Origin of the sequence: Micromonospora sp. LA-10 (assembly GCF_051853095.1) — a bacterium.
Lineage (GTDB): Bacteria > Actinomycetota > Actinomycetes > Mycobacteriales > Micromonosporaceae > Micromonospora > Micromonospora echinospora_A.
In genome coordinates, this window is record NZ_CP195710.1 from 1,851,972 (window position 1) to 1,873,247 (window position 21,276).

Annotated in this window: 28 protein-coding genes and 1 tRNA gene; 15 read left to right on the forward strand and 14 right to left on the reverse strand. The window is 72.9% G+C overall.

The features are described from left to right. The first annotated feature begins 68 nt into the window (after window positions 1-68). From ACSDG8_RS08590 to ACSDG8_RS08625, 8 genes are read left to right on the forward strand one after another with little or no spacing between them, the layout of a single operon-like run. The gene (locus ACSDG8_RS08590) at window positions 69-509 is read left to right on the forward strand and encodes a DUF6197 family protein (RefSeq protein WP_439427770.1); all 441 of its coding nucleotides are present in this window, start codon (window positions 69-71) and stop codon (window positions 507-509) included. After that, entirely contained in the window at window positions 506-805 is a 300-nt protein-coding gene (locus ACSDG8_RS08595) for a hypothetical protein (protein ID WP_439427771.1), read from the forward strand. Before ACSDG8_RS08590 ends, ACSDG8_RS08595 begins: the two co-directional genes overlap by 4 nt. After that, window positions 802-1,149 (forward strand): RRQRL motif-containing zinc-binding protein, encoded by a 348-nt coding sequence (locus tag ACSDG8_RS08600; protein WP_439427772.1) that lies wholly within the window; start codon window positions 802-804, stop codon window positions 1,147-1,149. The genes ACSDG8_RS08595 and ACSDG8_RS08600 overlap by 4 nt, the downstream gene beginning before the upstream one ends. After that, the gene (locus ACSDG8_RS08605; protein WP_439427773.1) at window positions 1,149-1,874 is read left to right on the forward strand and encodes a hypothetical protein; all 726 of its coding nucleotides are present in this window, start codon (window positions 1,149-1,151) and stop codon (window positions 1,872-1,874) included. Before ACSDG8_RS08600 ends, ACSDG8_RS08605 begins: the two co-directional genes overlap by 1 nt. Continuing rightward, entirely contained in the window at window positions 1,871-2,140 is a 270-nt protein-coding gene (locus ACSDG8_RS08610; RefSeq protein WP_439427774.1) for a hypothetical protein, read from the forward strand. Before ACSDG8_RS08605 ends, ACSDG8_RS08610 begins: the two co-directional genes overlap by 4 nt. Beyond that, window positions 2,140-3,927, forward strand: coding sequence for a replication initiator (locus ACSDG8_RS08615; RefSeq protein WP_439427775.1), 1,788 nt, complete (start codon window positions 2,140-2,142; stop codon window positions 3,925-3,927). Before ACSDG8_RS08610 ends, ACSDG8_RS08615 begins: the two co-directional genes overlap by 1 nt. Before the next feature lie 28 nt (window positions 3,928-3,955). Next, on the forward strand, window positions 3,956-4,228 hold the full coding sequence (locus ACSDG8_RS08620) for a helix-turn-helix domain-containing protein (RefSeq protein ID WP_439427776.1): 273 nt from the start codon (window positions 3,956-3,958) through the stop codon (window positions 4,226-4,228). Next, window positions 4,228-5,316: a tyrosine-type recombinase/integrase gene (locus ACSDG8_RS08625; protein ID WP_439427777.1), complete on the forward strand. Its 1,089-nt coding sequence runs from the start codon at window positions 4,228-4,230 to the stop codon at window positions 5,314-5,316. Before ACSDG8_RS08620 ends, ACSDG8_RS08625 begins: the two co-directional genes overlap by 1 nt. A gap of 57 nt (window positions 5,317-5,373) precedes the next feature. Here the strand turns inward: ACSDG8_RS08625 and ACSDG8_RS08630 are convergent. Together ACSDG8_RS08630 and ACSDG8_RS08635 are read right to left on the reverse strand one after the other, a co-directional pair. Continuing rightward, a tRNA-Val gene (locus tag ACSDG8_RS08630) sits at window positions 5,374-5,448 on the reverse strand. A 50-nt stretch (window positions 5,449-5,498) separates the two neighbouring features. Then, entirely contained in the window at window positions 5,499-6,038 is a 540-nt protein-coding gene (locus tag ACSDG8_RS08635; RefSeq protein ID WP_439427778.1) for a TIGR02611 family protein, read from the reverse strand. 274 nt (window positions 6,039-6,312) lie between these two features. Here ACSDG8_RS08635 and ACSDG8_RS08640 point away from each other — a divergent pair, with 274 nt between their 5' ends. Beyond that, window positions 6,313-6,744, forward strand: coding sequence for an SsgA family sporulation/cell division regulator (locus ACSDG8_RS08640; RefSeq protein ID WP_007457244.1), 432 nt, complete (start codon window positions 6,313-6,315; stop codon window positions 6,742-6,744). 70 nt (window positions 6,745-6,814) lie between these two features. Here ACSDG8_RS08640 and ACSDG8_RS08645 read toward each other — a convergent pair whose 3' ends face one another. Then, a complete protein-coding gene (locus ACSDG8_RS08645) occupies window positions 6,815-7,591 on the reverse strand; it encodes a glucose 1-dehydrogenase (protein ID WP_104114509.1) in 777 nt (258 codons plus the stop codon). A 158-nt stretch (window positions 7,592-7,749) separates the two neighbouring features. Here ACSDG8_RS08645 and ACSDG8_RS08650 point away from each other — a divergent pair, with 158 nt between their 5' ends. Beyond that, a complete protein-coding gene (locus tag ACSDG8_RS08650; RefSeq protein ID WP_104114497.1) occupies window positions 7,750-8,664 on the forward strand; it encodes a helix-turn-helix transcriptional regulator in 915 nt (304 codons plus the stop codon). Window positions 8,665-8,671: 7 nt separating this feature from the next. After that, on the forward strand, window positions 8,672-9,127 hold the full coding sequence (locus ACSDG8_RS08655; protein ID WP_174534321.1) for an RrF2 family transcriptional regulator: 456 nt from the start codon (window positions 8,672-8,674) through the stop codon (window positions 9,125-9,127). Window position 9,128: 1 nt separating this feature from the next. Here ACSDG8_RS08655 and ACSDG8_RS08660 read toward each other — a convergent pair whose 3' ends face one another. The 7 genes from ACSDG8_RS08660 to ACSDG8_RS08690 form a co-directional block, all read right to left on the reverse strand. Beyond that, a complete protein-coding gene (locus ACSDG8_RS08660; protein ID WP_210898214.1) occupies window positions 9,129-9,740 on the reverse strand; it encodes a malonic semialdehyde reductase in 612 nt (203 codons plus the stop codon). Beyond that, window positions 9,737-10,300, reverse strand: coding sequence for a flavin reductase family protein (locus ACSDG8_RS08665; protein WP_210898216.1), 564 nt, complete (start codon window positions 10,298-10,300; stop codon window positions 9,737-9,739). The genes ACSDG8_RS08660 and ACSDG8_RS08665 overlap by 4 nt, the downstream gene beginning before the upstream one ends. Next, window positions 10,297-11,631: an LLM class flavin-dependent oxidoreductase gene (locus ACSDG8_RS08670; protein WP_210898219.1), complete on the reverse strand. Its 1,335-nt coding sequence runs from the start codon at window positions 11,629-11,631 to the stop codon at window positions 10,297-10,299. Before ACSDG8_RS08670 ends, ACSDG8_RS08665 begins: the two co-directional genes overlap by 4 nt. An 11-nt stretch (window positions 11,632-11,642) precedes the next feature. Continuing rightward, window positions 11,643-12,500 (reverse strand): ABC transporter permease, encoded by an 858-nt coding sequence (locus ACSDG8_RS08675; RefSeq protein WP_439427779.1) that lies wholly within the window; start codon window positions 12,498-12,500, stop codon window positions 11,643-11,645. Then, complete coding sequence (locus tag ACSDG8_RS08680; protein ID WP_210898221.1) at window positions 12,493-13,311, reverse strand: ABC transporter ATP-binding protein; 819 nt, start codon at window positions 13,309-13,311, stop codon at window positions 12,493-12,495. Before ACSDG8_RS08680 ends, ACSDG8_RS08675 begins: the two co-directional genes overlap by 8 nt. Then, on the reverse strand, window positions 13,308-14,336 hold the full coding sequence (locus ACSDG8_RS08685) for an ABC transporter substrate-binding protein (protein WP_439427780.1): 1,029 nt from the start codon (window positions 14,334-14,336) through the stop codon (window positions 13,308-13,310). The genes ACSDG8_RS08680 and ACSDG8_RS08685 overlap by 4 nt, the downstream gene beginning before the upstream one ends. 135 nt (window positions 14,337-14,471) lie before the next feature. Further along, window positions 14,472-14,576 (reverse strand): putative leader peptide, encoded by a 105-nt coding sequence (locus ACSDG8_RS08690; protein ID WP_374223544.1) that lies wholly within the window; start codon window positions 14,574-14,576, stop codon window positions 14,472-14,474. Window positions 14,577-14,813: 237 nt separating this feature from the next. Between ACSDG8_RS08690 and ACSDG8_RS08695 the strand changes: the two genes are divergently transcribed. Both ACSDG8_RS08695 and ACSDG8_RS08700 read left to right on the forward strand, forming a co-directional pair. Next, a complete protein-coding gene (locus tag ACSDG8_RS08695) occupies window positions 14,814-14,987 on the forward strand; it encodes a DUF4236 domain-containing protein (RefSeq protein WP_064498970.1) in 174 nt (57 codons plus the stop codon). Window positions 14,988-15,100: 113 nt separating this feature from the next. Next, complete coding sequence (locus ACSDG8_RS08700; protein WP_210898225.1) at window positions 15,101-15,619, forward strand: potassium channel family protein; 519 nt, start codon at window positions 15,101-15,103, stop codon at window positions 15,617-15,619. Here the strand turns inward: ACSDG8_RS08700 and ACSDG8_RS08705 are convergent. Both ACSDG8_RS08705 and ACSDG8_RS08710 read right to left on the reverse strand, forming a co-directional pair. Beyond that, window positions 15,585-16,487: a hypothetical protein gene (locus ACSDG8_RS08705; protein ID WP_210898228.1), complete on the reverse strand. Its 903-nt coding sequence runs from the start codon at window positions 16,485-16,487 to the stop codon at window positions 15,585-15,587. The two genes, ACSDG8_RS08700 and ACSDG8_RS08705, sit on opposite strands and share 35 nt — an antisense overlap. Window positions 16,488-16,533: 46 nt before the next feature. Beyond that, complete coding sequence (locus tag ACSDG8_RS08710; protein WP_210898229.1) at window positions 16,534-17,055, reverse strand: VOC family protein; 522 nt, start codon at window positions 17,053-17,055, stop codon at window positions 16,534-16,536. A gap of 50 nt (window positions 17,056-17,105) precedes the next feature. Between ACSDG8_RS08710 and ACSDG8_RS08715 the strand changes: the two genes are divergently transcribed. After that, window positions 17,106-17,576, forward strand: coding sequence for a MarR family winged helix-turn-helix transcriptional regulator (locus ACSDG8_RS08715; protein ID WP_210898408.1), 471 nt, complete (start codon window positions 17,106-17,108; stop codon window positions 17,574-17,576). A 48-nt stretch (window positions 17,577-17,624) separates the two neighbouring features. Next, on the forward strand, window positions 17,625-19,208 hold the full coding sequence (locus tag ACSDG8_RS08720; protein WP_210898232.1) for a tetratricopeptide repeat protein: 1,584 nt from the start codon (window positions 17,625-17,627) through the stop codon (window positions 19,206-19,208). Between the two features lie 3 nt (window positions 19,209-19,211). Here the strand turns inward: ACSDG8_RS08720 and ACSDG8_RS08725 are convergent, their stop codons facing one another. Together ACSDG8_RS08725 and ACSDG8_RS08730 are read right to left on the reverse strand one after the other, a co-directional pair. Further along, window positions 19,212-20,615 carry a sensor histidine kinase gene (locus ACSDG8_RS08725; RefSeq protein WP_439427781.1) on the reverse strand — a complete coding sequence of 468 codons (1,404 nt, stop codon included), beginning with the start codon at window positions 20,613-20,615 and terminating at the stop codon, window positions 19,212-19,214. Next, window positions 20,612-21,268: a response regulator transcription factor gene (locus ACSDG8_RS08730; protein ID WP_439427782.1), complete on the reverse strand. Its 657-nt coding sequence runs from the start codon at window positions 21,266-21,268 to the stop codon at window positions 20,612-20,614. Before ACSDG8_RS08730 ends, ACSDG8_RS08725 begins: the two co-directional genes overlap by 4 nt. Window positions 21,269-21,276 lie beyond the last annotated feature (8 nt).

Sequence of the window (21,276 nt, forward strand, 5' to 3'; positions counted from 1 at the left end):
ATCCCGCCTGGCAGCAGAGCTGGTCCTGCCGACCTCCCACCAAGCCCTTCTGAAAGGACGTGGCTGCCATGAAGGCTACCCAACACCCTGCCACCGCAGCATCGGTCACACCCGCTGACCTGCTGCGGATGGCTGCCCTCTACCTACGCCGGCACGGCTGGCACCAGGGCACCTACTACCCCCACACCACCGACACCCCGACCCCGCCGGCCTGCGCCGTCGGAGCCATCGGCATGGCCTGCACCGGACACCCGGTGCACCACTGGTACGACCTCGACACCGACGAGCGGATCACCTACCTCGCCGCCATCGCCGCGTTCGTCGACTACCTCGACGACTTCGCACCGGTCTTCCACATCGACGAAGACGGCTACCTGCTCGACGAGCACATCTCCCCCTACTCCTGGAACGACGACCCCGCCCGCACCGCCGAGCAAGTCATCACCGCCCTCCAGGCGGCTGCCGACGAGTGGGACCGCCTCCACACCGACGGAGGCCAGACGCGATGAACACCGTCAAGAAGCCCTTGACACCGCGCATCCCGGTACAGCGTCGCCGGGACGTCGTCGAGAACGACGCCTTCGCCGCCTTCGCCCGACGCATCATCCGCGCCCACGGCCGCCGCGTCGCTGACGGCGACGTCGAAGCCCTCCGCGACCTCGTCGCCCTCTCCGCCGACCTCGACCGCGCCATCACCGACGCCGTCATAGGGCTGCGGGCCTTCGGCTACTCCTGGACCGAAATCGGCCAACGGCTCGGCATCTCCCGCCAAGCCGCCCAGCAGCGCTGGGGAGACCGGCCATGACCACCTACACCTACGACCCGGCCAACCCCACCGACGAATTCCCCACCTACCCCTACCGGCTCGCCCCCGACGGCCTGGCCACCCGCCGACAACTCCGCGCCGCCGGCCTCCGACCCGGAGGACACCACGCGGTCGCGCAGATCCTCTGGCGTCGCGGTAAGCGCGTCGCCTACCTCTACCGCCTCGACCTCGCCGCACCCAAACGGACCGCCACCCCCGCCCAGCGGGAGGCCATCGCCAAAGCCCTCAGGGCTCGGCGCACCTGCCGCGACTGCGGCCAGATCAAGCCCTACTACATCCCCCGCCGCTACGGCTGCTGCCTCGACTGCCACGGAGGCCACTGATGACCACCACCACTAACCAGGGCGGCCGTATCGAGGGCCTGGTCCTGGTGCTCATCCTCATCGCGGTCGCCGGGTTCGCCGGTGCCGCCTCCTTCACCCACGTCAAGGACTGGACCCTCGCCAACTCCCCTGACGGGACGGGTGCGTGGTTCGGCTGGGCCAACGCCGTCATCTCCGAACTGGTCCCTATCGCCTGCCTGTTGACCATCCGCCGACGCCGCCGCACCGGCGCGCCCATCGGTTACCCGCTGTTCCTGCTCATCGCCGCTGCCAGCCTGTCTCTCGCCGCACAGCTTGCGGTCGCCAAACCCGGCATCTCCGGGTGGCTGCTGTCCGCAGTTCCGGCTCTGGCGTTCATGGCCCTGGTGAAGCTCGTCCTTGCCCCCGCGCCGGCTACTCCGGCCGAACCCATCCGCGTCCAGGTGGCCGAGCAGGTCACCACCGAGCCGGTACTACCGGCCGCCATCACCCCGGCCGCCGAGCCGGAACCGGCCACCGCCCCGACCTTCGCCCCGGCCCCTGAGCCGGTGCCCGTCGCCGCACCGGCCGAGCCGGTCGACGCCCCTGTCCCTTCTCATCTGCTGCCGATGGCGCGTTTCGCGGCCGTGCAGCACGAACAGGCCACCGGCCAGCCCATCACCCCGGCCGAGCTGGCCGACCGCCTCGACGTCACCCCACCCGTCGCCGGACAGCTCCTGGCCAGCATCGGCGGTGGTGCCCGATGAGCATCCACACCGTTGACGTCGTGCAGCTCCTGCACACCTGCCCGGCCGAGCCGGAGCCCCACCCCTACGACATCCGCCGGACCGTCGTCGACGTCATCGACGGCGGGCCCTGCCGCAACCCGGTCACCACCCGCTGCGGCACCACCGTCACCCAGATCCGCTGCGGCCGGCACGAACCGACCAAGCGCCAATGTTCTGCCTGCCGGGTCATCGTCATTGAACGCACCATCACCAACCTGCACCCCACTGCTGGGGTGGCCGGTTGATGGCCTCGACGCTGGACCTCACCCCCCGCGCCTCCTTGGCCCGGGGGGTGGGCTCGAACGCCGATGTCCCACCCGTCTACAGCTGGACTGCTGCCGGGGCCGCGTTTGAACGTGCCGCCCGCCCGGACTACTTCGGCTGGCTGGAACACGTCCGCGCCGCCGCCGGCTGCACCCGTCCCATCCGGCTGTCCGGACAGCTCCTCACCGTCGAACAGGCCACCGGCCGAGTCCTAGATGCTCGGCACACCGACGCGATGCCCGACGCCGCGATCTACACCGCCTGCGGCAACCGCCGCGCCACCGTCTGCCCCGCCTGCGCCCAGACCTACCAACGCGACGCCTTCCAACTCCTGCGCGCCGGCCTGGTCGGCGGCAAAGGCGTGCCGGAGTCCGTGGCATCACATCCGGCGGTGTTCGCCACCTTCACCGCGCCGTCGTTCGGCACCGTCCACGCCCGGGTCGTGAAGCGGCACACCTGCCGCAACCGACGCCGCTGCGACTGCCGCGCCGAACCCTGCCACGCCCGCCGCGACACCGGACACTGCCCCCACGGCCGCCCCGCCGTCTGCTGGGCCCGCCACGAAACCGGCGACACCGCGCTCGGGCATCCGCTGTGCCTGGACTGCTACGACCACGACCACCAGGTCGTCTGGAACATCTTCTCCGGCGAACTCTGGCACCGCACCAAACAAGCCGCCGAACGCTGGCTGGCGAAACTCGCCCAAAGCCGCGGCATCCCCCGCGTCGAGGTGGTCACCGCCTCCGGCAACACCCGCAAGGTCGCCCCGGTGCGGCTGTCACCCGGGAAGGTCGCCGAACTGCAAGCCCGGGGAGCGGTGCACTTCCACGCCATCGCCCGCCTCGACGGCATCGACCCCACGGACCCGCAAGCGATCGTGCCCCCGCCAGCCGGGTTCACGGTCGACGACCTCGTCGACGCGCTCCGCCACGCCGCCCGCCAGATCGCCTTCCACACACCCAGCCACCCCGACCGGCCCGACGGATGGCCCATCGCCTGGGGCGACCAGGTCGACCTGGAACCGATCGCCACCGACGGCTCCGGCGAGGTCACCGATGGCATGGTCGCGGGCTACCTTGCCAAGTACGCCACCAAGAGCACCGAGGCCACCGGGCACACCTCCACCCGCCTGACCGCCGAGAGCATCGGGGACTACGCCGACCCCGACGGCGACCACACCGCCCGCCTCATCGACGCCTGCTGGCGCATCGGCCGACCCGTCCACACCCCGACCCCACTCTCCCAGCGGCCACGGGAACCCCGGCCACGGCCCGGCTTCGTCCAGCGCTGGGAATGCCCCGACTGCGGCACCCACACCCGCTACCCGGCCTGCCCCACCTGCGTCGCCCGCCGTCAAGCCGCCCTTGACGCCGAACCGTCGAGACCCGCGACGACCAACCCTTACGCCCGGCTACGGCGGTGGGCCCACATGCTCGGCTACGGCGGCCACTTCCTCACCAAGTCTCGCCGCTACTCGGTGACCTTCCAACTCCTGCGGGACACCCGCGTTGCCTTCCGTCGCCACGACCACGCGCACCAGGTCGACGAGCAGCCCGGCATCCCACGGACCGCCGACGACCTCGACGACACCACCACCTTGATCGTCGGCACCCTCACCTTCGCCGGCGTCGGCTGGCACACCACCGGAGACGCACTCCTGGCTAACACCGCCGCCGCCATGGCCAGAGAGCGACGAATCACCGGCCGCGAAGAACTCGCCCACGAACTCGCCACCACCCCGGCCGGCACCGCGCCGGCTGCCGCCTGACCCAACAGACCTGAGGAGGTCACCCGTCATGAGCGCCACTGCCCGCACAGGCTCTGTCGTCCGACTGATCCCTCGCTCCGGCGGATCGGCCGTCGAGCCAGTCACCTACACCGTCCGGGAAGTCGCCAAGCTGCTCGGCATCTCGCTCGGCAGCACCTACGCCCTCGTCCGTGACGGCACCATCCCCGCAACCCGCCTCGGCGGTCGCTGGCTGATCCCCCGCACGCGATTCCATGCCTGGCTCGACGGCGTCACGGAACAGCCGACCGCCTCCGGCACCGACCATGGACGGGGGCGCTGATGGGCTTCGTCAGAAAAACTCCGGCTGGCCGACACCGTGCCTGCTGGCGCGATCCCGCTGGTAAGCAGCGATCGAAGACGTTCCGCACCAAGCGGGAGGCCAACGCCTTCCTCGCCGAAGTCGAGTCGGCACTGAACCGTGGACTGTATGTCGCCCCTGACGCTGGTCGGGTTCGCTTTGGTGATTACGCCGATCGTTGGCTTGCCGCTCGCAACAGCGAGAAGACCACCGCTGCGCGGGATGCCTCCGTGATGCGTAATCACGTAGTTCCTCGGTGGGGCTCGCAACCACTGTCCAGCATCGAGCACTCGGCGGTGCAGGCATGGGTGACCAGTCTCGGCGAGCGGCTTTCCCCAGCCTCCATCGCGGAGTGCTTTCGGTTGACCTCGGCTGTGCTTCGGTCGGCCGTCCGTGACCGGATCATCGGCTTCAACCCGTGCGAGGGTGTCCGCCTGCCGCCCCGGCGGCGGACCGATACCGATGACCTGACTATCAGTCGGGAGCAGTTGCCCCGGCTCCTTACAGCCGTGCCGGTTCAGTACCGCGCACTCGTCGCCCTCGCCGCTGGCACTGGGCTCAGGTGGGGAGAGTGCGCCGGCCTCCAATGGGATGCACTCGATCTCGCCCTGGGCGTCGTCCGGGTCGTTCGCGTCGCCGAGGAGGTCTCGGGCCATGTCACCATCAAGCCGTACCCGAAGTCCAAGGCGGGTCGGCGTTCGGTGCCGATCCCACCCTTCGCCGTCCATTCGCTCACCGACCACGAGCGCGCCTACCGAACCGATGGGCAGCTGCTCGTCTTCACCACAGGCACGGGCGAGGCGATCCGGCGGGGCACCTTCCGAAGTCGCGTCTGGAAGCCGTCGCTGCAACGAGCCGGCCTACCGATGGCACTGCGCTTTCACGACCTCCGGCACTCCTACGCAACATGGCTGGTGTCCGACGGTGTACCGATCAACGACGTGGCGAAGGTGATGGGTCATGAGCAGACGTCCACGACGCTGAATCGCTACACCCACTCGACGGCTGAGCGGGACCGGCGGGTGTTGAAGTCCTTTGCTGCCTTCTCGCTGCCTCCGGGCAACGAGTGACCCCTGAGATACGAGTCAAGGCCCCTCGCTTGAGGGGCCTTGAGCTTGCTTTATTCATGGTGGGCGATACTGGGATCGAACCAGTGACCTCTTCGGTGTGAACGAAGCGCTCTCCCGCTGAGCTAATCGCCCTCAGCGCGCATGACTCTACCCGATCGAGAGCCCGGACCAAAAACCGGCCCTCAGTGCGTCGCGAGGTAGTGCAGCGCCTCCGCCACCACGTCGATGCCGAAGCTGTACTTGAGCGACAGCCACACCACCACCGACACGAACGCGAGCCCGACCGCCCCGAGCACGAACCGCACCCCGAGTGACTGCCGCTTCACCCAGCGCGTCCAGGAGTTGACGTGGCGGCGGGTGAACGCGAGCAGCCGTCGCGCCCAGTGGAACTCCACCGCCCATACACCGAGGCCGGCGATGACCAGCAGCCAGCCGGGTCCGGGCAGCGGGATCAGCGCGATTCCGATGGTGACCACGAGCGCGCCGAGGATGCCGATGAAGATCTTCAGGGCGACGCGGCCGGTGGGGTTGGCGCGGATGAGTTCGAGCGTGGTGTGCAGGCGCAGCCGCCAGCCATGTCGGCGCCGGCGCTGCTCCATGAGAGCGCCTCGCGACCGCCCTTCCACCGGCACCTCGTACCCCCGACTTTCGGCTGCTCGGGCCGCACCTTTCGGCGAATCGTCCCTGGTCCGCGACGTCACCGACGAGCCCCCCGTGACCATTTCCACCCCCAGTGTCGCGCGGGACCGTCACCCCTGCTGACGACTGGACGTTACCGGAGTAAGTCGACGACTGAACCACCCGTTGCCGGGCGGGACGACGGAGTGGGCGGAACCGGAAATCTTACGCGGGAGCGAGTGGTTCCCGCGGGCTTTCCGAACCCCTTCCCACCACTGGGTGAAGTCAGCGTATGGCGGAGCGTAGCCAGGAGCAGCACCTGAGTATGGGAAAAGCGGGACACGCGCGTTCCGCAGCGGTGCCGGGGGGAGAACGTCCATGAGTGTCATCCGACCGACGACCGTAGAGGTCGAGACGTCGCTAAGGCTCGTCGCGCCTGACGCCACCGCCTTGCCGGTGCGTGCCAGTCTGCGTTACGACCCTGCTGACCCGTATGCGGTCCATGTCCTGTTTCACGCCGAGTCCGCCGGCGGCGAGGCGGTGAGCTGGTCGTTCGCACGCGAACTGCTGGTCACCGGGCTCGACGAACCGGCCGGCATCGGTGATGTGCGGGTCTGGCCGTGGGCCACACCGCGCGGCGACTTCGTCGCGCTCGCGCTGTCGTCCCCGGACGGCAACGCCCTGTTCGAGGTTCCGCGCAGCGTGCTGGTGCGCTTCCTGCGCCGGACCTACGTCGTCGTCCCGCGCGGTCGTGAGGCCGAGCACCTGGACGTCGACACCGCGGTGAACCGGCTGCTCGCCGGTCGCTGACACGGCAACACCGGGGCCGCGCGGATCTGCCGAGTCCGCGCGGCCCCGGGCCGTCTCACCGGGGTACGCCTCAGCCGCGCGTGGTGATTCCGCCGTCGACGGGGATGACCGCGCCGGTCAGGTACGCGCCGGCGCGCGACGCCAGGTAGATCGCCGTGCCCGCCATGTCCTCGGGTCGCCCGATCCGGCCCAGCGGCACCTGCTGCTCGATCGCCGAACGCGACTCCGGGTTGTCGAGCGCGAACGCCATCATCTTGCTCTCGAACGGGCCGGGCGCGATCGCGTTGACGGTGATCCGCTCGCCGGCGAGCTGGTGGGCGAGGCTGCGGGTGAGCATGTGCACGGCGGCCTTGGTGGCCGAGTACGCGTACACCTCCATCCACGGCACCCGGATGCCGTCGACCGACCCGATGTTGATCACGCGGGCGGGGTCGTCGGCGCCGGCCGCGGCGCGCAGTTGCGGCAGCAGCGCGGTGGTGAGCCGGAAGACGGCCTTGACGTTCACCGCCCAGAGCTTGTCGAAGGCGCCCTCCGGGTACTCCTCCAGCGGCGCGCCCCAGGTGGCGCCCGCGTTGTTCACCAGCACGTGCAGCCGGTCGTGGCGTTCCCGCACGGCTTCGGCGAGCGCCAGCGCGCCCGCGTCGCTGCCGAGGTCGGCCGGGATCGCCTCGCAGTGCCCTTCGGCGGAGAGTTCCTTGGCGACCGACTCGCACACGTCGGCCTTGCGCGAGGAGATGATCACCTTTGCGCCGGCCCGTACGAAGCCCTGCGCGATCATCAGTCCGATCCCCCGCGAACCGCCGGTGACCAGGACCGTCTTGCCGTCGACCGAGAACAGTTCCGTCATGCTCATCCCATCGCCGTCGCCCGGCCGGGGGCCGGTCGGCCGACCCGGGGCTTACCGATCGGTAACCTAACCGTCGGCCGTGCGTGCCGACAAGACCGGTCCGTGCGGGCGAAACCGTCGAGATGCAACGTGCGGCCGGGCCGGTTACCGTCGGGGAGATGGTCACTACCGGTCAGCCCTCCCCGGCCACCCGCACCGGCCCGCCGGAGTCGCGCCCCGGCGCCGACGAGATCCTCACCGGTGCGCTCGGCGACCTCGCCGCCGAGCCCGGCTGGCCCCGGCCGGTCCTGCTCGACCGCGACGTGCTGATCCTGGTCACGCACGGTCACGGCACCGCCGAGCTGGACTTCCGGCCGGTGCCGTGCCGGCCCGGCACGCTGCTGCGCGCGTACCCCGGTCAGGTGTTGCGGTGCGTCGGCGCGCAGCTCGACGCGACAGTGGTGAGCTGGCGGCCGGACGCGCTGGCCGGCCTCGACGTCGACCCGGACGCGGTGCCCGCCCACCGGCAGCTCGCCGGCGAGGACGAGGACGCGGTGATCAGCGAGGTCAGCCAGCTGGCGGTGGACGCCGAACGGCACGCGATGGTGCCTCCCGCCGCGGCGCTGCTGCGTCACCAGCTCGCGGTGCTGCTGCTGCGGCTGAGCCTGCTGCCGCACCCGGAGAACGGTGCCGCGCCCCGCGCCGAGACCGACACGTTCCGGCGGCTGTGCCGCGAGGTGGAACGCGGCTACCGGCACACCCGCCGGGTGGAGGACTACGCCGCCCAGCTGGGCTGTTCGGTGCGTACGCTGACCCGGGCCTGCCTGGCGGTGACCGGGCGCAGCGCCAAGCAGGTCATCGACGAGCGGGTCGCGTTGCAGGCGTGCCGGCTGCTGGCCGCCACCGACGAGTCGATCGCCCGGATCGGCCGGGACCTGGGATTTCCCGAGCCGACGAACTTCGGCCGCTTCTTCACCCGGGAGGTCGGGGTGAGCCCCGGGACGTTCCGGGCCAACCGGGAACGGCCGCTGCCCGTCCGTCTGGTGCGACCACGGCCGCCCGCCGACTCCCCCGCGCCCACCGGCCAGGCATGATGGCACTGTGCAGATCTCCGCGCGCGGCGACTACGCGGTCCGGGCAGCCCTGAGCCTGGCCACCGCGTACCCCACCCTGCTGTCCACCCAGGCCATCGCGGCGGAGCAGGACATGCCGCGCAAGTTCCTCGAGGCGGTCCTGGCCGACCTGCGCCGGGCCGGGGTCGTCCGGGCCCAGCGCGGCGCCGAGGGCGGCTACACGCTGGCCAAGCCGCCGCGCGAGATCACCATCGGGCACGTGTTGCGCGCCGTCGACGGTCCGCTCGCCGGGGTACGCGGGCTGCGCCCCGAGGAGACGCGGTACGAGGGGGCGGCGGAGAACCTGCCCCGCCTCTGGGTGGCGGTACGCGCCTCGGTGCGCCGGGTGGTCGACGAGGTGAGCCTGGACGAGCTGGTCAGCGGCCGGCTGCCGGCGCACGTGCGCAAGCTGACCGCCCAGCCCGACGCGTGGGAGCCGCGCTGACTCAAAGCGTGCTGACCACCTCCTCGTAGGGCAGGCGCGGCAGCCGTTCCCGCCAGGCGTCCGGCGCCGGGCGGCCGATGTTCATCAGCAGCAGCACCCGGTGCCTCCCGTCCGGGAAGAACTCCCGCTCCACAGCGGCCGCGTCGAACCCGGCCATCGGCCCGGCGGCCAGCCCGGCGGCGCGTACCCCGACGAGCAGGTAGCCGATCTGGAGCGCGGCGTTGAACCGGGCCTGGGCCTCCCGTCCGGCCGGGTCGCCGGTGAACCAGTCCCGCGCGCCGGGGCGGTGCGGGAACAGCTCGGGCAGCCGGTCGTGCCAGTCCACGTCGGCGGCGAGCACCGCGGTCAGCGGCGCGCCGGCCGTCTTGTCCCGGTTGCCGGCGCTGACGTGCGGCAGCAGCCGTGCCCGGGCCGCCGCCGAGCGCAGCAGCAGCACCCGCAGCGGCTGGGCGTTCATCGCGGTCGGGCCGTACCGGACCAGGTCGTGGAGGGCACGGACCTGCTCGTCGCCGACCGGCTCGTCGGTGAACGCGTTGGCCGTGCGGGCCGCCCGGAACAGCAGGTCCTGGGCGGCCCGGTCGAGCGCGATCAGCTCGTCGGCGGCGGTGGTCACCACGCCTCGGGCCAGTCGCCGAGCGTGGTGGTGTAGCCGCCGCGGTGGTGCAGCAGCGGGTCGCCGTCCTCGCCCGCGCCGAGCGCGAGCGGCTCGCCGAGCAGGATGGTGTGGTCGCCGGCCTCGATCCGGCGCACCACCCGGCACAGCAGCACGGCGAGCGCGTCGCCGATCAACGGCACGCCGAACGGCCCGGTGGTCCAGCCCGGGTGGGCGCTGAACCGGTCGATGCCGCTGGTGGCGAAGATCTGCGCGATCTCCTGCTGGCCGGAGGCGAGCAGGTGCACGGCGACGTGCTCGGCCTGCTCGACCGTGGGCCAGCTCGACGAGACGCGGCCCAGGCAGACCGAGACCAGCGGCGGGTCGAGCGACACCGAGGTGAACGAGGTGGCGGTGAAGCCGGCCGGCGGCAGGTCCGGCCGCATCCGGTTGCCCCGCAGGCCGGGGGTGGTGACCACGGTGACGGTGGACGCCTGGCGGCGCAGCAGGCCGCGGAACGAGTCGACGTCGACCGGGCGCAGCTCGACCGTTCCGGCGCCGGGCCGGTCCACGGTGGTCACGACGCCACCAGCTCACGGGTCGCGTAGACGCTGACCGGCCGGGGCAGCCCGTAGTGCTCGCGCAGCGTGCGCCCGGTGTACGCGGACCGGAACAGCCCGCGCCGGCGCAGCAGTGGTACGACGTGGTCCACGAAGTCCTCCAGTCCGTCGGGGAGCAGCGGTGGCATGACGTTGAAGCCGTCGGCGGCGCCCTGGGTGAACCAGAGCTCGATCTGGTCGGCGATCTGTTCCGGGGTGCCGACCACGACGCGGTGGCCGCGTCCACCGCCGAGGCGGCCGATGAGCTGCCGGAGCGTGAGCCGTTCCCGCCGGGCCAGCTCGACGACGAGCTGGTAGCGGCTCTGGTGCGACTGCACCGTGCCGGCGTCGGGCAGGTCGGGCAGCGGGCCGTCCAGCGGCAGGCCGGTCAGGTCGAGGCCGGTCATGCCGGAGAGCTGGGCGAGCGCGTGCTCGGGCACGATCAGGGCCTCCAGTTCGTCGGCGAGGTCGTGAGCTTCCTTTTCCGTACCCCCGATGACCGGCGCGATACCGGGCAGCACCTTGACCAGTTCGGGATCACGTCCGGCGTCGGCGGTGGCCCGTTTCAGCGCGGCGTAGAACGCCTGGCCGTCGGCGAGCGTCTGCTGGGCGGTGAACACAGCCTCCGCGTACCGGGCGGCGAACGCGATCCCGTCGGCGGACGAGCCGGCCTGCACCAGCAGCGGCCGGCCCTGCGGCGGGCGGGGCGTGTTCAGCGGTCCACGGACCCGGAACCGCTCCCCCGCGTGGCCGACCTCGTGCACCCGGGCGGTGTCGGCGAAGACGCCCGCGGCGGTGTCCAGGACCAGCGCGTCGTCCTCCCAGCTGTCCCAGAGCTTGATCGCCACGTCGACGTACTCGGCGGCCCGCCGGTAGCGGTCGGCGTGCGCCGGGTGGTCGTCGAGGTTGAAGTTGCGGGCCTCCCGGGCCTGGGCGGAGGTGACGATGTTCCAGCCGGCCCGGCCGCCGCTGAGGTGGTCCAGCGAGGCGAACGCGCGGGCCAGGTTGAACGGCTCGGTGTACGTGGTGGAGGCGGTGGCGATCAGGCCGATGTGCTCGGTCACGGTGGCGATCGCGGCGAGCAGCGTGATCGGCTCGAAGACGGCCTGGATGTTGTGCCGTACGGCCGGGCCGACGGCGAGCCCGTCGGCGAGGAACACCGAGTCGAGCGTGCCCCGCTCGGCGATGCGGGCCAGTTCCTGGAAGTGGCGGACGTCGGCGAGGCGGCTCGGGTCGGCGCGCGGGTGCCGCCAGGCCGCCTCGTGGTGGCCGACACCCATCAGGAAGGCGTTGAGGTGCAGGGTCCGGGACATGGCGGTTCCTCTCAGGCGGTGGTGACGTCGACGCGCCAGGTGGAGAAGCGACGTTCCCCGGCGACGAGGAGCTGGTTGACCACCAGCCCGATGGCGGAGATGGTGATGATCCCGGCGTACATGTCGGGGATCGCGAAGTTGTACTGCGCGTAGTTCACGAGGTAGCCGAGCCCGGCCTTGGCGCCGACCATCTCGGCGGCGACGAGCACCAGGATCGAGTACGCCCCGGCGAGCCGGACGCCGGTGAACACGGTCGGCACGGCCGCCGGCAGGATCACCTTCTGGAACAGCCGCAGGTGGTTCAGCCCCATCGAGCGGGCCGAGCGGATCAGCAGCGGGTCGACGCCCTTCACGCCGGCGATGGTGTTGAGCAGGATCGGCCAGGAGCAGGCGTAGACCACCAGGGCGATCTTCGACGTCTCGCCGAGTCCGAGGATGAGCACGAAGACCGGCAGCAGCGCCAGCGCGGCGGTGTTGCGGAACACCTCCAGCAGCGGGCTGAGCAGGTCCGCGAGCGGCCGGTACCAGCCGATCAGCAGGCCGAGCGGGATGGCGGTGACCACGGCGAGGGCCAGCCCGGTCAGCGAGCGGGTTCCGCTGGCGCCGACGTGGTCGGCGAGCTGCCCGCTGCGCAGCAGCTCCCACCAGGCGGCGAGCACCTCGGACAGCGGGGGCAGGAAGACCCGGTCGACCAGCCCGGCGCGGGGCGCCGTCTCCCAGATCGCGGCCAGCGCCAGCAGCGTGGCGCTGCGGTGCAGCGCCCGGCCGCCGAGGCCGAGCAGGCGTCCGCGCCGGCGGGGCGCGACGGCCGGGGCGGGCGGGACCGGCGGAACCACCGGCCGGACCGGTGGTGCGGCGACGTCAACCAACGCGGGCCTCCTCGCGTACGGCGGACTGCGCGGCGCGTACCTCGTCGCGCAGCAGCGTCCAGATCTGGTGCCGGTGGTGGCGGAACGCGTCGGTGGAGCGGACGTCCTCCTCGGCCTCCCGGTCGCCCAGCTCGATGTCGATGACCTGCTTGATCCGGCCGGGCCGGGACGTCATCACGGCGACCCGCTGACCGAGGTGCACCGCCTCGTCGATGCCGTGCGTGATGAACACGACGGTCTTGCCGGTGGCCTGCCAGATCCGCACCAGCTCGTCCTGGAGCGAGTCGCGGGTCTGCGCGTCGAGCGCGGCGAATGGCTCGTCCATCAGCAGCACGTCCGGGTCGTACGCGAGGCTGCGGGCGATCGCGACGCGTTGCTTCATGCCGCCGGACAGCTCGTGCGGGTAGCGGTCGGCGAAGCCGGTCAGCCCGACCAGGTCGAGGTGGTACGCGACCAGGTCGGCGCGCTCGGCGCGGGGCAGGCCCTTGGCCTCCAGTCCGAACGCGACGTTGCCGGCGGCGGTGCGCCAGGGCAGCAGCGCGTACTGCTGGAAGACGATGCCCCGGTCCAGGCCCGGCCCGGTGACCGGGCGGCTGTCGACGAGCACCCGCCCGGCGGTCGGGGTGGCCAGCCCACCGAGCAGGTCGAGCAGTGTGGACTTGCCGCAGCCGCTGGGGCCGACGACGACGAGGAACTCGCCGGGGCGTACCCCGAGGGTGAGATCGTCGAGCGCGGTGACCGCGCCGCCGCCGCCACGCCGCCCGGGGAAGACCTTGCGCACCCGGTCGAAGCGGATCTTGTCGGTGCTCATGCGCCACCGCCGGGGGCCACGGCCGCGTTGAACCGGTTGGTGTAGAGGTCGGACGGCTTCGGCCGCTCACCCTTGAGCTCGCCGGAGTCGGCCAGCCAGTCGATCCAGGTGGCGAACTCCCGGTCGGTGATGACGCCGCCGGTCCCGGCGACGCCGCTGGACTTCCAGTACTCGACGAGCGTGGCGTCCTCGTTGCGCCCGCGCTCGGCGATGATCGCCTTGAGCCGGGCGACCACCGTCTCGCGCGGCTGGGTGCGCGCCCACTCGATCGCCTTGCCCACCGCGGTGACGAACGTCCGGACGGTGTCCGGGTTACGGGTGAGGAAGTCGTCGCGGAAGACGTAGCTGCCGGCGCTGAACGCCCCGAGCAGTTCGTAGTCGGTGAAGACGGTGCGGATGCCGCCGTTGGCGACCGCCTTGTCGCGGATCACGCCGCCGAGCACGGCGACGTCGATCTGCCGGGCGCGCAGCGACTGCTCGGTGTTGACCGGCGGCAGCGCGACCAGTTCGACCTTGGCGATCTCGGCGGCGGTGAGGCCGCCCCGGGCCAGCCAGGTACGCAGGACCGCTTCGGCGTGCGCGCCGAGCGTGTTCATGCCGACCCGCTTGCCGATCAGGTCGCGCGGGCCGCGGATCGGGCTGTCGTCGCGCACGTAGTAGCCCTGGAACGTCTGCGCGTCGGAGCCGTAGTAGCTGACCACGGCGGTGATCGGGGCGTTGGCGGCCTGGAGCTTGACGATCGCGCCGTTGAACGCGCCGCCGAAGTCGCTCTGGCCGGTGGCGGTGGCCTGGATGTCGGCCGGGCCGCCGGTGACGTTGCCGATCCAGTCGAGCTTGACGTCGCCGAGGTAGCCGAGGTCGGCGGCGAGTTCGGGGAGGGTCACCTGGCCGACCGAACCCTGGTAGCGCAGTTCCTTGGTCTGTGCGCCGTCGGCGGCGTCGGCGCCGCACGCGGTGGCGGTGATGAGGGCGAGCAGGGTGACGGCGGCGGTGAGGGCACGCCGCGGCGATCGGGTCGAGGGCATGGCGGAGTCTCCTGATCTGTCCACGATGCGGTGGAGGGGGCCCGCGCGGGGCGGGAGAGCACGCCGTACCGCGCCGGGCCACGGTGCGCCGACTGCGGGAACGGACGGGCGGAGAGGGAACGACGAGCGCTCGGCTCAACAGAGCGCGCTCGCGTGCCGGACCAGGTCGACGTGCACGCGAGCGGTGAGGAGAAGCTCGTTCCGCTGCGACATGCCCTCATGCTGCCGACCGCTCTCCATGCCGGTCAATGCCCTTCCAGTCAGTGAGACTTTCGTCGCTGGCTTTGTTACGACCCGCCTCCACCAGCATTTACGACTCCTTAACACCTACCCGTTGGATAGAGATTTTGCCGGGCGGCAGTCCCACCGTCCAGAGCGGACCGGGCAGGGTTTCGCGAATCGTCGATCCGGGCATGTTCGATGCCGCGAAGGCATGCAGACGACTGCAGAGGCAGGGAGACGAAGGAGGCACCCCCGATGGGCGTCCAGTTCCGCAAGCGTAAGAAGTACGGGCCGCTGATCCTCCACTTCACCCAGAACGGCTTCTCGTCGTGGAGCATCAAGATCGGCCGCTGGTCCTGGAACTCGAACACCCGCGCCCACCGCGTGGACCTTCCGGGACCGCTGTCCTGGAAGCAGGACAAGGCCTGACCTTCCCGGACGACGAGCGGGGTGCCGGCTGACCGCCGGCACCCCGCTCGTCGTCTGCGGCCGGGTTTGCGGTTCCGCCCGTGCCGGCGTCTCGGCGACCGGAGAATCGCCGCATGGCGGACGTGATGCTGCGGCGGTTGCGACGGCGGGCCGTGGCGGCCTGCGCGCTCATGCTGGTCGGCTACTTCCTGGTGCCGGTCGCGGCCGACCCGAACGGCCTGCGGCTGGCCCTGCGCTCGATCGGCACGGCGGTCCTGGTGGCGGTGATCGCGTTCCTGGTCACCGGCCAGGTCCGCCGCCAGCTCGTCAAGGACCAGCCGACCGGCCGGGACGAGGACCGGGCGCTGACCCGCCTCGCGGTCGCGCTGGTCGCCGGGCTGCTGGTCTTCGCGCTCGGCGACTACGTGGTGGCGAACACCCGGCCCGGTGAGTTCGTCGGGCTGCGGACCCGTGTCGACGCGCTCTACTTCGCGCTGGCGACGCTCACCACCGTCGGCTACGGCGACGTGCACGCCCAGGGCCAGATCGCCCGGGTGGCGGTGTGCGCGCAGATGGTGTTCAGCATCGGGGTGGTCGCCACCGGAGCGTCGATAGTGGTCAAGCAGATGACCCAGCGTGCGGGGCGGCGCTGATCAGCACGTCCCCGCCGAGCCGGCCGTGCTCGGGGTCGCGGGTCACCGCGCCGGAGGCGAGCAGCGAGGCCAGCGCCCGGTTGGCGTCGGCGGCCCGGTAGACGGTCGAGGTGGTGGCGAATCGGCGCAGCTCGGTGACCGTACGCGGACCGGAGCGGGCCAGCTCGGCCAGCAGCTCGCGGCGCAGCGGGCCGGGCTCCGGGTCGAGCGAGATGTCGAGCAGCCGGCCCTGTGGGTCGGCCGGGTCGCGATAGCGCACCCCGGCGTACTCGTCGACCGCCCAGAGCGCGTCCTTCATCGCCTCCAGCCCTCGGTCGGAGCCGGTGCCGTAGCCGAGCAGCCGCGCCGGGCCGTCCCCGTCGGGCACCAGCTCGACCTCGGTGACGAGCGGGAACCCGGCGCCGCTCAGCGCCGGGCGCAGCGACCGGCCGGGCGCGGTGACCAGCAGCAGCTCGGCCGGGCGTCCGGACGCGGCGGCTGCGAGCAGGGCCGGGTCCGGCTCGGCGCCGTCGGCCACTGTGAGCAGCGGCGCGCCGGCCGCGCCCGCGGCCTTGAGCGCCACCGGCAGCCGGTCCGGCCCGCCGGGGACCAGGTGCACGGCGACGTCGGCCGGCAGCGCGGTCTCGGCGGCGCCGAGCCGCGTCGCCAGGTCGGCGCCGTCGTCGGCCACCACCAGCACGGTCAGCCGCCGCCCGCGCAGCCGGTCGGCGAACTCGGCCACCACCCGCAACGCCTCCTCCGCGCCGGTGGCGTCACCTCCGGCGTACGCGAGCGCGAGCGTCGCCCGCCGCGCCCGGTGCAGCGCGGCGGGGAGCCAGTGGTCGAGCTGGCGGACGAGCAGCTCGCGCAGGACGGCGTCGGTCGACATGGTGCGTTTCTACCGCACGGCGCGGCGGCCCGGCCGTGAACCCCGCTCAGACCGGGACGGAGATGCCCACGCCACCGCGGGTCTGCCCGCCGTAGCGCTGCCGCTCGCGGTCCAGGTCGAGCCGCCCGATGCGGGTACGCGCGGCGAGCGCGGCGTCGTCGAGCAGCTCGGCCGGGACGATCCAGACGATCTCGAACTCCAGCCCGTCCGGGTCGCGGCCGTAGAGGCTCTTGGTGGTGCCGTGGTCGGACGCGCCGACCAGCGCGCCGGCGGCGGACAGGCGCTCGGCGGTGGCGCCCAGCTCGTCGAGCGTGTCCAGCTCCCAGGCCAGGTGGTAGAGGCCGACGGTGGTCCGGCCGGCCTGGGAGGCCCCGGCCGCCGCGCCGATCTCGAACAGGCCGAGGTCGTGGTCGTTGGTGGAGTCGGGCGCCTGGAGGAACGCGGCGCCCCGGAAGCCCTCGGGCGTCATCGGGACGCGGCGGAAGCCCAGCACGTCGCGGTAGAAGGCGACGCTGCGCTCCAGGTCACTGACGTAGAGGACGGCGTGGTTGAGTCGGTGGATGCCCATGTCACCGACCGTACCCCGGCTTTGTTGAGCGTTCAACTATTGCCGCTATGATGGGCGTCATGACCCGGTGGCTGGACCCCGACGAGCAGCGGACCTGGCGCGCCTTCCTGACCGCCTCCCGGGCGCTGATGGACGCGCTCGACCGCGAGCTGCAACGCGACGCGGGCATGCCGCACGCCTACTACGAGATCCTGGTCCGCCTCTCCGAGGCCCCGGACCGGCGGCTGCGGATGAGCGAGCTGGCCGAGCTGACCCGCTCCTCGCGCAGCCGGCTCTCGCACGCCGCCGCCCGGCTGGAGGCGTCCGGGTGGATCCGCCGCGAGGACTGCCCCACCGACCGGCGCGGGCAGATCGCCGTGCTCACCGACAAGGGCTTCGCCACCCTGGCCGCCGCCGCGCCCGGCCACGTCGAGGGGGTACGCCGGCACCTGTTCGACGCGCTCAGCCCGGCCCAGGTCGACCAGCTCCGCCGGATCAGCGAGACGCTCGCCGACCACTTGACGGATTCGGGACCAAACTGATCCACTCCGGGTCTTGTACATACCGTCGCCGGACGAGCACGATGGGGCGTGTCCTCCGGCTTCGCTGACCTGACCGTCCAGGCGCACCAACTGGTGTCCGAAGGCGACCTCACCGGCGCGGAGCGGCTGCTCGCCGACGCGCTCAGCGACGCCGATCCCCGCCCCGGCAACGCCTCCCCCGAACTGGCCGAGGCGGCCGGCCTCCAGGCCCGGGTGCTCGTCGCGCTCGGCGAGCCGCACTCCGCACGCGGCTGGGCCGCGTTCGCGTACGCGGCCGCCACCCGGCTGTTCGGCCGCTCCGACGAGCGCACCGTCACCGCCGCCGCGACGCTCGCCGCGGTGCTGCACCGGGTCGGCAGCGACGCCCGGGCCGCCCGGCTCTACTCCGACGTCATCATCGAGCTGACCGCCCGCGACGGCCCGGAATCGCAGCGGGTGCTGGCCGCGCACGCCGACCTGGCCACCGTGGAGTACGCGCGCGGCCAGTGCGAGGTGGCCCGCGACCGGTTGCAGGACGCCTGGGAGCTGCACCGCGAGGTCTACGGCGACGGCCACCCCAGCGGCATCAAGATGCTGGCGAAGCTCGGCGCGATGGAACGCGACTGCGGCCGGTACGCCGACTCGCACGACCACCTGGCGCTCGCCGAGGAGCTGTGCCGCCAGCACCTGGACCCCGACGACCCGCTCGCCGCCCAGGTTGCCGGGCTGGCCCGCGCCGCCGCCGACCCGGACCACGTCTGCCCCGCCCCCGCGCCCGCCCCCGAGCCGCCACCAGCCCGCACCACACCGGTGGTGCCCGCCGCGCGGGTCCCCCCGCCCACCGAGGGGCCGCACGACCTGCCGCCGTACTCCCCGCCCGCGCTCGACGAACCGGTCGAGACGCCGCTCTACCACCCGCCCGGCCGGGCCGCCGAGACCGCCCACGTGCCGACGCCGCGTACCGCGCCCGAGGCGGACGGCGACGCGTTCGACGACTACCCGTGGCCGCCCGACGAGCCGGCCGAGCAGCCGTGGCGTCCCGGCGCGGACCCGCTGCCGCCCACTGTGGTCGGGCTCACCGGCGACGAGCCGGACGGCGTACGCCGGGTGCCGCAGGCGCCGCCCGAGCCGCCGTCGCGCTACCTGCCGGTGCACGTGCCCCGGCCACCGGCCCCCGAGCGGCGCACGCTGCCCTGGCTGCCGCTCGTGGTGCTCGGCGTGGTGGTGGCGCTGCTGCTGGGCACCATCGCGGTGATCGCCGGGGTGTCCCGGGTGGACGACAGCCGCGACGCCCCGCCGCCGGCCACCGGCGCGCCCGCCTCCAGCGCGCCGCCGCCGACCTCCGCCGCTCCCGCGCCCACCACTGCGCCCGCCGCCAAGCCGGGCACCCCACCCGGGAAGTTCACGCTCACCGACCGCCGCGACAGCATCGTGCTGAGCTGGACGTACCCGCCCGGCGCGGAAGGACCGGTGGTGGTCGCCGGAGGCCGCGCCGGGCAGCCGCAGGGCACGTTCGCGACGCTGCCCGCCGGCTCGGTCGACTACATCGCCTACGGGCTCGACCGCACCACCGACTACTGCTTCACAGTCGCGCTCGTGTGGTCCACCGACACCGTCGCCCGCACCGGCCCGGTCTGCACCAAACGCCGCTGACGCTCACTCCGGGTCCGGCTCGGCCAGCGCGGGCAGCCGTACCGTCGCCCGCAGCCCCGGCACGGCGGCACCCGGCGTCGCGTCGGCCAGCTCCACCGTGCCGCCGGCCCGGCGCACCAGCTCTTGCACGATGGCCAGGCCCAGACCCGCGCCGCCCGCGTCGCGGGCCCGCGCGTCGTCCAGCCGGGTGAACCGGGCGAACACCCGCTCCCGGTCCGCCGCCGGGACACCCGGCCCGTCGTCGGTCACCGTGACCAGGTGGTACGCCCCGTCCGGGCCGGACACGGCCAGCTCCACGCCGGTACGCGCGTGCCGCAGCGCGTTGTCCACCAGGTTCACCAGCACCCGGCGCAGCTCCCCCGCGTCCCCCTCGACCCACAGCGGCCCGTCCGGAAGCGTCAGCCGCAGCGCCGGCGACGGATAGCGGGCCGCCACCCCGCGCAGCAGCTCGCCCAGCTCCACCGGGCCCACCGGCGCCGGACGGGCGTCCTGCTCGTCCAGACGGGCCAGCAGCAGCAGGTCGTCGACCAGCCGGCTGAGCCGCTCGGTGTCGGCGAGCAGGTCGTCGGCGACCGCCGGCCAGTCGGTGTCGTCGCCGAGACGCCGCGCCACCTCCAGCTCGGTACGCATGTTCGTCAGCGGGCTGCGCAGCTCGTGGGCAGCGTCGGCGACGAACGCCCGCTGCCGGTCCCGGGACGCGGCCAGCCGGTCCAGCATGTCGTTGAGTGTGACCGCGAGCCGGTGGATCTCGTCCTGCCCGGCCGGTACGGGCAGCCGCTCCGCCCCGGCCCGCCCGGTGATCTCGGCGGCGCCGCTGCGCAGGTGCTCGACCGGGCGAAGCGTCGCGCCCACCACCCGCCAGGCCACCAGCCCGAGACCGGCCACCAGCAGCGGGAAGCCCACCAGCAGCAGGTTGCGGACCACGCGCAGGCTGTGCCGCACGTCGGTGAGCGACTTGGCGACCAGCACCGTACGCGGCTCCTGCGCCGTGCCGGCCGGCACCGTGACCACCCGCACCGGGCCGGGCATGCCGACGCGCCGCCCGTCCACCACCAGCCGCTGCCGCTGCCCCGGCCGCAGGTCGTCCGGGCCGAGCATCGGCACGAGGCGGTCCGCGTCGATCGAGGCGGCCCGGATCCGGCCCTGCGCGTCGACCACCTGCACCCGCAACTGCCCGCCCGCGACCGGCAGCGGGTCCGGCAACGCGTCCTCGGCCGTCAGCAACGCGACCGCGTCGGCGGTGCGCAGCGCCTCCTCGTCGACCGAACGCTGCAACGTCCAGCCCAGCGCGCCGACCAGCAGCGTTCCGCCGAACGCGAACCCGACCGCCAGCCCCAGTACGCCCAGCGCGAGCAGCCGGGCCCGCAGGCCCAGGCGCGGCAGCGGGCCGCGTACCCAGCGGCTCACGTGGCCAGCCGGTAGCCCGCGCCGCGTACCGTCTCCAGCCGCTCCCGGCCGATCTTGCGGCGCAGGTAGCCGACGTAGACCTCCACCGCGTTCGGGGCGGTGTCGACCGAGGCGTCCCACACGTGGTCCAGCAGCTCGGTCTTGGAGACCACCTCGCCGGGGCGGCGCATCAGGTAGTCCAGCAGCGCGTACTCGCGGCTGGTGAGCACCACCTCGACGTCGGCCCGGGTGACCCGGCGGCGGGCCGGGTCCAGGCGCAGGTCGCCGACGGCGAGCACGGCCGGCCGCCGGGGCGCGCCCCGGCGCAGCAGCGCCCGCAGCCGGGCCAGCAGCACCACGTACGAGAAGGGTTTGGTCAGGTAGTCGTCGGCGCCGCAGTCCAGGCCGTCGGCCTGGTCGTACTCGCCGTCCTTGGCCGAGAGCATCAGCACCGGCAGCCAGCGCTGCTCGGCGCGCAGCCGGCGCACCACCTCGTAGCCGGACAGGCCGGGCAGCATCACGTCGAGGATCATCGCGTCGTACTCGCCGTGCCGGGCCGCGTCCAGCCCGACCGGGCCGGTGGCCGCCACGTCCACCGCGAAACCCTCCGCCGACAGGCCCCGGCGCAGCGCCGCCGCGAGCCGCGTCTCGTCCTCCACCACCAGCAATCGCACCGGTCCAG